Source organism: Mucilaginibacter aquatilis, from assembly GCF_009755275.1.
Lineage (GTDB): Bacteria > Bacteroidota > Bacteroidia > Sphingobacteriales > Sphingobacteriaceae > Mucilaginibacter > Mucilaginibacter aquatilis.
Genome location: NZ_WQLA01000008.1, coordinates 212,518 through 226,902 on the forward strand (window position 1 = coordinate 212,518; position 14,385 = coordinate 226,902).

9 protein-coding genes are annotated in these 14,385 nt (G+C 42.0%); 4 read left to right on the forward strand and 5 right to left on the reverse strand.

Annotated features, from left to right (window positions below; all coding sequences use genetic code 11):
* Positions 1-43 precede the first annotated feature (43 nt).
* Positions 44-1,810 carry an arginine--tRNA ligase gene (gene argS, locus GO816_RS18280; protein WP_157543401.1) on the reverse strand — a complete coding sequence of 589 codons (1,767 nt, stop codon included), beginning with the start codon at positions 1,808-1,810 and terminating at the stop codon, positions 44-46.
* Positions 1,811-1,894: 84 nt separating this feature from the next.
* Between argS and GO816_RS18285 the strand changes: the two genes are divergently transcribed.
* Entirely contained in the window at positions 1,895-3,343 is a 1,449-nt protein-coding gene (locus GO816_RS18285; RefSeq protein WP_157543402.1) for an arginine deiminase family protein, read from the forward strand.
* 4 nt (positions 3,344-3,347) lie between these two features.
* Here the strand turns inward: GO816_RS18285 and GO816_RS18290 are convergent, their stop codons facing one another.
* Positions 3,348-5,129: a chloride channel protein gene (locus GO816_RS18290; RefSeq protein WP_157543403.1), complete on the reverse strand. Its 1,782-nt coding sequence runs from the start codon at positions 5,127-5,129 to the stop codon at positions 3,348-3,350.
* 62 nt (positions 5,130-5,191) lie between these two features.
* On the opposite strand from GO816_RS18290, the gene GO816_RS18295 reads away from it, so the two are divergent.
* The 3 genes from GO816_RS18295 (at position 5,192) to GO816_RS18305 (ending at position 10,339) form a co-directional block, all read left to right on the forward strand.
* A complete protein-coding gene (locus GO816_RS18295; protein ID WP_157543475.1) occupies positions 5,192-6,367 on the forward strand; it encodes an AIR synthase related protein in 1,176 nt (391 codons plus the stop codon).
* A 138-nt stretch (positions 6,368-6,505) separates the two neighbouring features.
* On the forward strand, positions 6,506-7,072 hold the full coding sequence (locus GO816_RS18300; protein WP_157543404.1) for a DUF4251 domain-containing protein: 567 nt from the start codon (positions 6,506-6,508) through the stop codon (positions 7,070-7,072).
* 198 nt (positions 7,073-7,270) lie between these two features.
* Positions 7,271-10,339 (forward strand): FAD-binding and (Fe-S)-binding domain-containing protein, encoded by a 3,069-nt coding sequence (locus GO816_RS18305; protein WP_157543405.1) that lies wholly within the window; start codon positions 7,271-7,273, stop codon positions 10,337-10,339.
* A gap of 46 nt (positions 10,340-10,385) precedes the next feature.
* Here the strand turns inward: GO816_RS18305 and GO816_RS18310 are convergent, their stop codons facing one another.
* The 3 genes from GO816_RS18310 to GO816_RS18320 are packed head-to-tail and all read right to left on the reverse strand — an operon-like array spanning position 10,386 to position 14,351.
* Entirely contained in the window at positions 10,386-11,081 is a 696-nt protein-coding gene (locus GO816_RS18310) for an arylesterase (RefSeq protein ID WP_157543406.1), read from the reverse strand.
* A 13-nt stretch (positions 11,082-11,094) separates the two neighbouring features.
* Positions 11,095-13,662, reverse strand: coding sequence for an ABC transporter permease (locus GO816_RS18315; protein WP_198171574.1), 2,568 nt, complete (start codon positions 13,660-13,662; stop codon positions 11,095-11,097).
* The gene (locus tag GO816_RS18320; protein ID WP_317163665.1) at positions 13,659-14,351 is read right to left on the reverse strand and encodes an ABC transporter ATP-binding protein; all 693 of its coding nucleotides are present in this window, start codon (positions 14,349-14,351) and stop codon (positions 13,659-13,661) included. Before GO816_RS18320 ends, GO816_RS18315 begins: the two co-directional genes overlap by 4 nt.
* Positions 14,352-14,385: the final 34 nt, after the last annotated feature.

The following is a 14,385-nucleotide window of genomic DNA, read 5'->3' on the forward strand; positions in this document are numbered from 1 at the left end:
AAAATGTGATACTAAACCTTAGGTAAATTAGGAAGTTTTCAAATTACATCCGTTCTGGAACCTCAATTCCTAACATTTGCATACTTTTTGACAGAATTTGTGCTGTTTTTTTTGATAATCCACCTCTGAAATAGACTAAATTTTGAGATTCGGCTTGTAATACTGAATGCTCATGATAAAATTTATTATATGTTTTAGCTAATTCATAAGCGTAATTAGCAACAGCAGACGGATTATATTCCTTAGCAGCTTGTAAAATCACGTCAGTAAACTGAGATTGTAAAATAATAAGGTCTCTTTCCTCGTTTTGCAATGAGGCTGGTAGCGAAATATCTGATCCAATATTCTGAATTTTACTGAGTACCGACTTTATCCGTGCATGAGTATACTGAATAAACGGACCAGTATGACCTTGAAAATCAACTGACTCATTTGGGTCAAATAACAAACGCTTTTTAGGATCAACTTTTAAAAGGAAGTATTTTAAAGCACCCATACCTATTATATAATACAAGTGTTGCTTATCAGCTTCTGCCAAATCACCTGTTTTACCTAGCGCTTCAGTTTGCTCTTTAGCAGTGCGCTCCATTTCGGCGATCAAGTCATCAGCATCAACCACTGTACCTTCTCTTGACTTCATTTTGCCGGATGGAAGATCAACCATGCCGTATGAAAGATGGTACAATCCGTTTGCCCAGGCTTTGCCAAGCTTTTGCAGAATCAGGAAAAGCACTTTAAAATGATAGTCTTGCTCGTTGCCTACAACATATATCGACTCATCCATTCCAAAGTCATCATACTTGAGTTGGGCAGTGCCTAAATCCTGCGTTATATATACTGATGTACCGTCGGCACGAAGAACTAATTTTTGGTCAAGACCGTCTTCAGTTAAATCAATCCATACCGAGCCATCTTCTTTTTTAAAGAACACGCCTTTTGCAAGTCCTTCCTCAATAATATCTTTACCTAGTAAATAGGTATTGCTTTCGTAATAGTATTTATCAAAATCAACGCCCAATTTTTTGTAGGTCTCGGTGAAGCCATCATAAACCCAGGTATTCATGGTCTTCCAAAGCTCAATTACCTCTTCATCGCCCGCCTCCCATTTTTGTAGCATTTGCTGAGCTTGTAAAATAAGTGGTGCCTGCTTTTTCGCTTCTTCCTCAGTTTTTCCTTCTTCTTTAAGCTGATCTATCTGCTTTTTATATTCTTTATCAAAAACCACATAGTACTTCCCTACCAAATGATCACCTTTCATTCCGGTTGATTCCGGCGTTTCACCGTCACCAAATAACTGCCAGGCTAACATTGACTTACATATATGTATACCCCTATCATTAACCAAATTGGTTTTGATCACCTCATAACCTGCAGCCTGTAATATTGCAGCTACTGAGTAACCTAACAAGTTGTTACGCACATGTCCCAAGTGTAATGGCTTGTTTGTATTTGGAGATGAATACTCCACCATCACCTTTTTACCGTTAGCCGGCAACGTTCCAAAGTTTTTATCTTCAGATATTCCTTTGAATACATTAAGCCAATAGCTATCAGCAATTGAAATATTCAAAAAACCTTTAATAATGTTAAATCCTGCTACCTCGGGTACGTTAGCTTGCAGGTACTCGCCAATTTCCTGGCCGGTTTGCTCAGGACCCTTGCGCGATACTTTGGTAAAGGGAAAGGTTACTATTGTTATCTGCCCTTCAAACTCTTTGCGGGTTTGTTGCAGGTTTACATCCTGTAGGGTTATAGTTGCGTTATATAAATGCTCAACAGCTTTTACGGTGGCGTTGGTAATAAAGTCCATCGCGCAAAATTAATTAAATTGGCTTAACCTCATGCCTATATTTAAATTCATTATATTGAATAACTTTGAAGCTTACAATTACTTATGGCACTAGTATCAAACAAACTAAATATCAATGTCACTTCTGAAATAGGAACGCTTAAAGCATTACTCATTCACAGTCCTGATAGTGGTTTGGGTAAGGTAGTGCCTTCAAAGGCGCAAGATTGGTTATTTGAAGACATTGTTCATTTGGATACCATGCGCAGCAATGAGTATGACTACTATATAAAACTGTTACTTTACTTTTTAGATGCCGGCAAAATAAAAGGCCGCCTTGCACAAATTGATTCTGCGGAAAGCGAACGGACCTTTTACAAACCCGATCACAAAGACTTTTACGCGTCAGATAAAGTTATAGAAATACAAACCCTGCTGGCTGACATTCTTCACGACAGTGTGATTCGTGAAAAGCTTACTGCATCTGTTTGTGCTATTGAAAGCTGCAATTACAGATTGCAGGAGAAATTAAACGGAATTTCGCCTGTTGAATTGGCAAAAATATTTATTTCGGGTGCGCTTGATAAGGACAATATGATATTTGCGCCCATACCCAATCTCATTTTCTCGCGCGATATTGGCATTACCATCAATAACTATATACTTATAAATAAACCGGCTAAAAAAGCCCGCTCACGCGAGACACTGCTTGCCAGATATATCTTGTTTAATCATCCCATTTTTGAAAATCATCGCAACAACATTTTAGAGATAGCCGATTCCATTCAGCATTTTTTACGCCCCGGCAAAGATCAGGATGAGAAAACTACATTAGAAGGTGGTGATGTGATGGTAGTTAGCCCAAATCACGTCATTATAGGCTGCAGTGAGCGCACATCGCTTAGCGGAGCTCAACAAGCCCTAAAGTTATTATTCGATCACAAAGTGATTGAGAAGGTAACTATACTTAAAATACCGCATAAGCGCGATTACATGCACATTGATACGGTGTTTACACAAGTAAAACGAGACACTTGGGTAATTTTAGGTTCACTCGCAAAAAACGAAAACAAAAAAGAATCGCAAGACCCCATCAATTATTTTGGAGAGAAAAAGCAAAAAGATAAAGTTGAAATAGTTCAATTTACCATTGGTAAAAGCAAACCACGCACTTTTGATAGTATTGAAATTTTACTTGACGACGTAAGTGTTAACGACTTAAAAAGCAATACCAAAACTAAGTTTATATACTCCGGCAATAACACTTTTCCTTTTGATGCACGTGAGCAATGGACCGACTCATGCAACCTGTTAGCATTGCGCGAGGGTGTGGTATTAGGTTATGATCGTAACGACAAAACGGTAGATGCATTTAAGCAAAACGGCTTCCAAATTGTAAAAGTAGCCGAACTGCTTCAAGATATGGAAAACGGAACCACAAACCCGCAGGAGATGCGGGATACACTAATATTGATGCCATCATCAGAGTTATCCCGCGCAAGAGGCGGTTTCCATTGCATGAGTTTACCTCTATTAAGAGATGAGCTAAAATAATGTACTAAGAGCGTGAAAATAAGTCGGCATCTTTATGTTGCTGGATAAACACCTGCCTGTATTGATTAAGTAATCCTGATTTTGATACAAAGCCAATAAATTTACCATTACGGATAACAGGCAACTGCCATACATCTAAATGGTCAAATACATTCATTACGCTGCTTACCGGCTGGTTATAGCTGATCAGCGCTGGTGGGTCAACCATTATATCTTCAACTTTTGCATCGGGCTGATTGGCTTTGAATAACTGCTTACGTATTTCGTCCATCCATATTACGCCCTCAAGCTCCTTATCATCATTTAAAACAGCAAAAATATTTGCAGTACCTGCTGATAATATATTATAAAGTTCGGCAACCGGCATATCTCGCCTAAGTGCTACATATTGACGGTTAACCAACGAATCGAGCCTCATAGTATTCAACATACTGAAATCCTGATCAGGGTGTATGTCCTTTTCATGTATAAGCGTATGCCAGTAAGCATTGTGCTTGTTAAACAACCTTGATATAATGTATGATATAGCCGAGACGATCATCAGTGGTATAAACAAAATATATCCACCAGTTATTTCGGCAATCAAAAATATAGCTGTTAACGGAGCATGCAACACGCCGCTTAAAGCCCCGGCCATGCCAACTGCTATAAAGTTACTGGTGTTTAAATGTATTAAACCTGTTTGATTTACACCGTAAGCTAATAGCAAGCCCAAAAATGCACCCGTAAACATGGTAGGTGCAAATGTACCGCCGTTACCACCAGAGCCCAATGTTATACCCGCCGCCACAATTTTAATAAGTACAAGTGCAGCAATAAACAGCAGCATTACCCACGGTTCAGATAACCAATCGGCATATAAAGATTCTTCTTTTAAAACATCAATGTTGCCATTCAATATAGCCTGCAGGTAATGATAACCTTCGCCCAAAAGCGGAGGGAATAATAATATCAGCACGCCTAACATAAGCCCGCCGGCCAGTGCACGAGTATATCTATTCAGTTTAGGTAGTATTCCTTTCTCTAAACCATGGCCAACTTTATTAATGTACACAGCAATCAAACCACTTAATACCCCAAGTATAGCATAAAATGGCAATGCCTTAACTAGCCATCCCTCGGTTACCAGGTGAAACAGCTGTTGTGAATTAAGCAACTTTGCTACTACAACCCCTGTAGCAGATGCTATAAGCAGTGGTATAAAGGTTGGAATGGTTATCTCCCCTATCAATATCTCTAACGCAAACAGCACCCCTGCTATTGGGCTGTTAAATACGGCAGCAATGCCCGCTGCCGAACCGGCTGCAAGTAAAACAGTTTTTTCGTACGTACTTAATTTGAAAAATCGCCCGGCGTTGGAACCAATGGCTGCACCGGTGACTACAATTGGCGCCTCCAAACCCGATGATCCACCAAAACCCACAGTTAGCGAACTGCTTACCAGATGTGCGTAAGCGTTATCATGCGGTACATTAGCCTGATGCCGCTTAATGTTCATAAGTATGTTACCAATACCCTTTTGCATCCTGTCGCGGTTTATAAAATGCTGGTAAGCTACGGTTATTAGTATGCCCAAGGCAGGCAGTAGCAAGTAGCTATAATGATACGGCACCTGTGATGCCAGGTTTCGGCTCAACTCTTCCATAAAGTGAACCAAAAACTTTAAAACTACCGCTGCCAAACCACCAAGTAACCCTACCAGCACACTGCAGTATATTAAAAAATTGCGTTGCGATGGCTGCCGGGTGCGCCAGTGGTTTACAATAACAAGTAGCTTTTTTATCATAGTTAAAGGATGCGAAGTAAGCAAAGTAACAAAATTTAAAACCCTAAGCCGTATATTTGACCATGATTTCTGAGCAAAGATACGATCAGCGCGGGGTATCAGCCTCTAAAGATGATGTGCACGCCGCTATCAAAAACATTGATAAAGGCCTTTATCCTAAAGCTTTTTGTAAAATAATACCCGATATATTAACCAACGACCCGGCGTACTGTAATATTATGCACGCCGATGGTGCAGGCACTAAGTCATCACTGGCTTACGTGTACTGGAAACAAACCGGCGACCTTTCTGTTTGGCGCGGTATAGCGCAGGATGCCATTATCATGAATCTTGATGATTTGCTTTGCGTTGGCGCTACAGATAACATCTTGCTGTCATCTACCATTGGCCGCAATAAAAACCTTATACCCGGCGAGGTTATTGCCGCCATTATAAACGGCACCGAAGAAATTTTGGAAGAGTTACGCAGTCACGGCATAGGGATTTACTCTACAGGAGGTGAAACCGCCGATGTGGGCGATTTGGTACGTACTGTAATAGTAGACTCTACCGTTACCTGCCGCTTAAAACGCGATGATGTAATATCAAACCGCATTAAACCCGGTAATGTGATTGTGGGCATGGCTTCATACGGTAAGGCCACTTACGAAAAAGAGTACAACGGCGGCATGGGCTCAAACGGCTTGACCTCTGCCCGTCATGATGTGTTTAACAAAACCGTAGCACAACAATTTCCTGAAAGTTTTGACCCTGCTGTTCCGGAAAGTCTTGTTTTTTCGGGCGGAAAAAACCTGACCGACTTAATTGATATTGGTAACGGGCAAACTGTTACCGCCGGCAAACTGGTGCTATCTCCAACCCGCACTTACGCACCGGTAATAAAAGCTATTTTAGATAAATACCGTAGCCAGATTGATGGCATGGTACATTGCAGTGGCGGTGCTCAAACCAAGGTACTTCACTTCGTTGATGATGTGCATGTTATCAAAGATAACCTGTTTCCTATCCCGCCGCTGTTTAAACTTATACAGCAGGAATCAGGCACTGAGTGGCAGGAAATGTATAAGGTATTCAATATGGGTCATCGTATGGAGGTTTACGTTTCTGAAGAAATTGCTGCCGACATTATCAACATCTCTCAAAGCTTCGGTATTGAAGCCCAAATTATAGGTCGTGTTGAGGAAGGCAAAAAGCAAGTAACTGTAAAATCAGAGTTTGGTGAATTTATTTACCATTAACATATTGTTTAAAATATAAGCTAAACGGAAGCTGCCTCTTAAACCAGGCAGCTTTTTTTGTGTCTAAACGTTTCAATTATCAAACAATACTGTTTGGATATGCTTATAATTTAACCAGTTACTTATAATATACCACATATGAAAACCTTAAAATATCTGATTTTTTTTACCGTTGCACTTGGCTTTGCCTTTACAAGTGAAGCGCAGGATTCTGACAGCACAAAGAAAGCAAAGCATGTACATAAAGACATGAAAGCAGAGGAGGTTAAACAACTGCTTGATAGCAAAAGCTTTGTTTTTAAAGCTGAATATGCAAACCCGCTGGGCGGGCCGTATACTACTCTTAACGGCAGAATGTTCAACCTTTCGCCTGATGGAACGGGCCACATTTACCTGAACTACAATTATGACGTACGTATAAAGCCAGATTCGGTAATTGCGTTCCTCCCTTATTTCGGGCGTGCAACCATGGCCGTTCCTTATGGCACCAACAGCGATAATGGCGTGCAGTTTACATCAACAAAATTTGAATACGGATCAAAAGTTGGCAAAAAGGGAAATACCACTATTACGATCAATCCGAAGGATGCAAGATACACTAACCGCATGATTTTGGATGTTACAACCAGCGGCCGTGCAACGCTGCAGGTGCTTAGCAATAACAAAAATTCTATCTCATATGACGGCTACATTGCCGAAAAGTAGTCGATCGAGCAATATTATTTACAAAGCCGCTGTTAAGTTTGTTAATAGCGGCTTTGTTGTTTAGCTAATCTTGCTACGCCTTATTTTAAACGATTATAAATTATTCAACAAGTGCTTTTGCACCTACAAATAATTGTATAATGCGTTACCTAATTATAATTAATCCTTACATCGTACCTAAATTGCTGGTATATAATTATGAAAGTTGAAGACGTACAGGCCCATGTAGCCAAAATAGATGTTAACATGCTCGAAATTGAGCTTCGGGCTGTGGTAAGCGGCGAAGTAAGGTTTGATAATGGTAGCCGTGCAACTTATTCTACCGATGGCTCCAACTACAGGCAAATTCCTATAGGCGTTGTTCTACCCAAAACGCGCGAAGACATCATCAATACTGTTGCCATTTGTAATAAATATAAAGCACCTGTATTATCTCGCGGTGGTGGCACCAGCTTAGCAGGCCAGTGCTGCAACATTGCGGTGGTAATGGATATGACCAAATACTTTAACAGCATTTTAAGTGTTGATAAAGAAAAAATGGAAGCCAAGGTAGAGTCAGGTATCGTACTTGATGAGTTACGCAAAGTAACTGAAAAAGAGGGCATAACATTTGGTCCTGATCCGGCTACGCATAATCATTGCGCGCTGGGCGGCATGTTGGGTAATAACTCATGTGGTACACACTCTATAATGGCTCAAAATGCCGGCCGGGGTTCGCGTACGTCTGATAATACCGAGCGCCTCACCGTGCTTACCTATGATGGGTTGGTACTTGATGTTGGTCCTACCACTGAGGAAGAGTTGGAACAGATCATTAGTGAGGGCGGTCGTAAAGGTGATATCTATAAACGATTAAAGGGCATACGCGATAAATATGCAGATTTGATACGTGCACGGTTCCCAAATATTCCAAGGCGCGTATCGGGTTATAATATTGATGAGCTTTTACCTGAAAACGGCTTTAATGTTGCGAGGGCACTTGTTGGTACCGAGGGTACGTGCGTAACCATATTAGATGCTACGCTTAATCTTATACCCCGCCCCAAATATCGGGCACTACTGGTTTTAGGTTATCCCACCATTTATGAAGCTGGGAAGCACTCCAGTCATATACGCGAAATGAAGCCTATTGCTATTGAGGCAATTGATGATAAGCTGATCATCTTTATGCATAAGAAGGGTTTGCGCGTAGATGATTTAACGCTTTTGCCCCCGGGCAAAGGATGGCTGCTGGTTGAATTTGACGGACATAGCCAGCAAGAAGCCGACAACAAGGCGGTTGAGGTAATGAAGCGTTTAGAGGCCGAGGGCGATTGTCCTCAAATGCAGTTATTTTATGATTTGGGTCAGGCTCAAAAAATATGGGAAATACGCAAAGCCGGCCTCGGTGCTACGGCATTTGTACCAGGCATGGCCGATACCTGGGAAGGCTGGGAAGACGCTGCAGTACACCCAGACCATGTAGGCCCATACCTCGAAGATTTTTATAAACTGATGGATAAGTACCAATATGACGGCGCTCTTTACGGCCACTTTGGCGATGGTTGCATGCATACACGCATCAACTTTGACTTTTCATCAGAAGAAGGATTAGAGAAGTACCGCAACTTTACTGTTGAGGCAACGGAACTTGTGCTGAAATATGGCGGTTCACTCTCGGGAGAGCATGGTGACGGACAATCACGTGCCGACCTTTTAGAAATGATGTTTGGTGAAGAGCTTATGCAGGCTTTTCGTGAGTTTAAAGAGATATGGGATCCGGAGTGGAAAATGAACCCCGGTAAGGTGATTGACCCATACGGACAAACAAGCAATTTACGCTTAGGCCCCGACTATAATCCGCCTAAACTAAAAACGCACTTCAGCTTTCCTGAAGATGGTGGCAGCTTTGCCCACGCCACCATACGGTGTGTTGGCGTAGGCGAATGCCGTAAACACGAAGGTGGCACCATGTGCCCGAGCTTTATGGCTACACGCGAAGAGCAGCATTCCACCCGTGGCCGTTCAAGGCTATTATTTGAGATGCTGGAAGGCGATGTGATTACCAAAGGCTGGAAAAGCGAAGAGGTTAAAGAAGCACTTGACCTTTGTCTGGCTTGTAAAGGCTGTAAAAGTGATTGCCCGGTAAACGTGGATATGGCAACTTACAAAGCCGAGTTTTTATCACATTATTATGAGGGCAAAATGCGCCCACGGTCGGCTTATGCCTTTGGCTGGATTTACTGGTGGACACGCCTTGCCTCATTAGCACCTGAGGTTGCAAACTTTTTTACCAGCAACCCGTTCACAGCAAAAATTGCAAAAAAAATGGCAGGGGTTACGCAGAAACGTGACATACCACAGTTTGCCAAATTCAATTTCAGAGACTGGTTTTATAAACAACCGCGTAAAAACATCAACAAAACCCAGGTGATTTTATGGGCCGATACCTTTAATAATTACTTCAAACCTGATACACTCGTTGCCGCTAAGGATGTACTTGAGGCTGCAGGTTTCAAAGTGATTGTGCCTAAGCAAATACTTTGCTGCGGCAGGCCTCTCTATGACTTTGGTATGCTTGACACCGCCAAGCGACTATTAAAAGATATTTTAAGCAGCCTAAAAGAGGAAATTAAGCAAGGTATACCTATTGTTGGACTGGAACCAAGCTGTGTAGCTGTATTCAGAGACGAAATGACCAGCCTACTGCCAGACCGTGATGATGCCAAGCGTTTGCGCAATCAGGTGTTTACAATATCTGAGTTTTTGGTTAAGTACGCGCCCGATTTTAAAGTACCGCAGTTAAATAAGAAGGCAATAGTGCACACACACTGCCATCACAAGGCTATTATGAAAACTGAGGCTGATAGCAAAACGTTAGACAAAACCGGTCTTGATTATGAGCATCTGAAAACAGGTTGCTGTGGCATGGCTGGTTACTTTGGCTACGAAGAAGGTGCTCATTATGATGTTGGCTTAGCCGTAGGCGAGCAGGTGTTGCTTCCATCAGTTCGTGAAGCTGCAAAAGAAACCCTGGTTATAACCGACGGGTTCAGCTGCCGTGAGCAAATAGAACAAGGCACCGACCGCGAGGCCCTGCACACTGCACAAGTACTGCAAATGGCGCTTAAGCAGCAAGGGCACAATAAAAACGAGGCTTACCCGGAGAAACCTTACACCGTTAAACCACATATACCACGAGGAACCTTAAAGCGGTATGCGTTACTGGGCGGTATTACCCTAGCTGTTGCTGCTACCGTAACTGCAATTATAAAGCTTAGAAAATAGCACTCGAAAATAAGGCTGAACAATGCATTTGTTCAGCCTTATTTTATTACAATACGTCTTTGAGGACGTTCCAAACATTATCTGCAACAATCTTAGCACCATCGGGGTTAGGGTGAATGCCATCATCCTGATTAAGTTTTGCTATTCCACCTACGTCTTCCAGTAAAAAAGGGATCAAGATCATCTTGTTCTTCTCGGCCAATTTGGTAAATACAGCCTTAAATCTGTTAGCATAATCGGCCCCCATACTTGGCGGAACTTGCATGCCTGCCATTACCAACTTAGCTTCGGGGTATTTCGCCTTCACCTTATCAATAATAAATTGCAGGTTACGGGTTGTTTCGCTTACCGGCATGCCACGCAAACCATCATTGGCACCTAATTCAAGTACAAAAACATCTATCTTTTGCTTTAAAACCCAATCAATTCTGGTTCGTCCGCCCGCGCTTGTTTCACCGCTATTACCTGCATTGATGACCGTATAAGGCAACTTTTCACTGTTTATCTTTTGCTGAATAAGGCTTGGATATGAATCCGTAGCCGGATCATCCAACCCGTAGCCAGCAGTTAAGCTGTCGCCAAAAAACAATACTGTTTTAGTGGGTTTGCTCTTCGCGCTATCATTCATACTGTCTGCAGTGGCTGTGGTATCAGCCTGTTTAGTGCTAGTGCCGCTTTCACAGGCTGTGAAGCTTAAAAGGCTTAAAGAAGTTAGTAAGGCAACAAACGTTTGCTTGCTCATAGATAAATATTATTTATGTCTCAGATCGTAATATTTCAAGCGGAGGGCGGTTAAGCACTCCCCTGCTGTTTAACAATCCAATAACAATTGTAAGGCCAATAGTTAACGCAAGTAAAATTGCAGCAGGCATCAGGCTTATATTAAACGGCACCTCAAAGGTATATTTAGCCAGCAGCCATCCACCTGCTATAGCCAGCAAAATTCCGGTTAAAGCCGATAAGGCCCCCAGGAAAAAATACTCTAATGCCGATATCCATAAAATTTGTGTGCGGCTGCCGCCTAAAGTTCTCAGCAATACACTTTCCTTTATACGTTGATACTTACTTATCCGTACAGATGCAATTAGCACTATCACACCGGTTGCTATACTGAAACCGCTCATAAAACGTATAACATATCCAATTTTATCCAATATTTCATCCAGCACTGTTAATACCAGGCCTAAATCAACAATTGATATGTTTGGATATTCTTTTACTACCGCGCCTTGATATTTTGCTGATACCTGAGCAGAGGGCACATGTGTAAGCAACACATGAAATTGCGGCGCCTGTTCCAACACACCGGTTGGGAAAACAACCTGGAAATTGGTTTGCACCTTATTCCAGTTTACCTTGCGCAGGTTAGCTACATAAGTATTTACTAAAGAACCTTGAACGTTGAAGGTAATTTTGTCATTCAGCTTCAAATCAAGGCGGTTAGCCATACGTTCATCTACTGAAACCGGAATATCACCTTTTTCCGGAGCTTCACCAGTCCATTTTCCAGACGCTATCTTCTCTGATGATATCAGTTGATTACGGTAAGTTACGCGGTACTCATAACCGAAGGCGCGCCTCTTATCATCGTAAGTGCTATCCTTTGGTAAACTACCGGCTGTTTTGCCGTTTATGTTATCAATACGTATGGTAACAATGGGCACCTGTTGTATAACAGGCAGCTTATACTTCTTAGTAATATCCAGCACCCCTTTTTCCTGTGGGGTTTGTATATCAAAAAGTACCATATTGGGCTGGTTACCGCTGGCAGATAGTGTTACCTGCTTAATTAAAAGGCTCTGAACAAATATTAGCAGGCAAATAAACGCCGTACTTAAACCAATTGATACCATTAATATTACGGTTTGATTGTTTGGCCTGTATAAGTTAGCAAAACCCTGCCGCACCAGGTAACTCCACGACGCCTTTACAATAAGCCGTATTACGCGCATGAGTAATACCGCCATTAAAGCCAATATTAAAAACGAAACTACAACTGCTACGGTAAAGGCGGCACTTCCCTGCCAGTTGCCCAATTGCAGATAGCTAAACACCGCTACAAAGGCTAAAACTAAAATATAAACAACCCACCGTAACGGATCAATCTTAGAAACTGACGATTCAAAAGCAGACCTTAACGTATTTAGCGGCGATATTTTACGTATGCTTACCAAAGGCAGCAGTGCAAACAGTATTGATATAATTACACCTAATACTACGCCCTGGGTTAACGCCGGCCAGGATACCGACACTGATATATCAAAAGGAATAAAGTCCTTTAACACCATTGGCAATAAATGCTGTACAAGCGTACCTAGTGCAGCACCTATAATTGAACCAATTAAGCCCAGGCAGGCAATTTGAATAAGAAATATTAGGAATGCCTCAGATGCCTTGACCCCTAAGCAACGCAACACCGCTATGGACGCCACTTTTTCGCGTATATAAATTTGTGTAGCGCTTGCTACCCCTATGCAACCAAGTAACAGGGCAATAAAACCAACTAATGAAAGAAATTTATTCAGGTCACTAAATACACGCCCTGTATTTTCTTTCCGGGTTTGTATGGTTTCATAGCGCAGGTTAGCTTTATCAAGCTTTTGCTTATCAAGTTTTTCGGCAAGTGCGTCAACATTAGTGGTATCATTAAACTTGTAATAAAAGCTATAGCCTATGCGGCTGCCTTTATCAACAAGTCCGGTTTCATCAAGGTACTGTAGCGGTATATATACAACAGGTGCCACACCTGCAGCAAGTCCGCTTTGACCGGGAGCCTGTTTTAAAACTCCTTTAATAGCAAATGCTGTCTTCCCTATCTTTAACGAGTCGTTCAAACTTGCTTTGTATTGCTCCATTAAAGAAGCATCAACCAGCGCGTATCTGCCTGTTCTGAACTCTTTTGATGCTGATTCAGGTGTTGCATCAATCGTACCATAGAAGGGAAAATCTCCCTGTAAAGCACGTATTTGTACCAACCTTGTTGCGTTACTCTTCACAAAGTAAACCATTGATGCAAAGTTGCGCTCTTGTGATCGCTCACTACCTAAAGTATCAAGCAGTTTTTGTATACCCTTTTCGGGAGCTTTGTTACCCGATATCACCAAGTCTGCTCCTAACAGGGTAGCCGCCTGCTTGTCAATATCTGCACGCAAATTGTAGCCAAAAGAATAAATGGCAACTAAAGCTGCTATACCTAAAGTGATTGATGATATAAAGAGAAGAAGTCGTGAGCGATTGCGCCTGCTATCGCGCCAGGCCATGGTAAACAGCCATTTAAAGTTAACCGTACGCCTCAAATCAACATCATTACTATGCTTGCTCATTGTAGGTTGTTGGTTTTATCGTCAGCAACTAATTTGCCTCCCTTAATACGTAATATGCGTTGCGTTTTACCGGCAAGCTCCAAATCATGTGTAACTACAACAAGTGTTGTACCTGCATCACGGTTAAGGTCAAAGAGTAATCTTTCTACCTTTTCGCCAGTTTCAGTATCAAGGTTACCGGTAGGTTCATCGGCAAATAGTATTTTAGGCTGATTGGAAAAAGCGCGCGCAATTGAAACGCGCTGCTGCTCCCCGCCTGATAATTGCGTTGGATAATGGTGGCTACGGCCCGATAATCCAACCTTATCCAGCAAGTCCATTGCGCGTGCTTTAATATTGCGCTCGCCGCGTAACTCCAAAGGCACCATCACATTCTCTAAAGCCGTTAGTGTAGGCAATAACTGAAAGTTTTGGAATATAAAGCCTACAAATTGATTACGCACCTGCGCACGTTTGTCTTCATTTAAATTATTTAAGTTGATACCGTTAAGTACAACACTCCCGGCACTTGAGCGGTCGAGACCCGCACAGAGGCCTAACAATGTTGTCTTTCCGCTGCCCGAGGGCCCTACTATGGCATTACTTGAGCCGGTTTCAATTGAAAAATTTATATCATCGAGTACGGTAAGGGTTTTACCGGCGCTGCCGTAACTTTTAGTTAGGTTGGTTATATCAAGAATGGTTTCCACTTATAGATTGTATTTTGAATTTAGATAGCCGTAA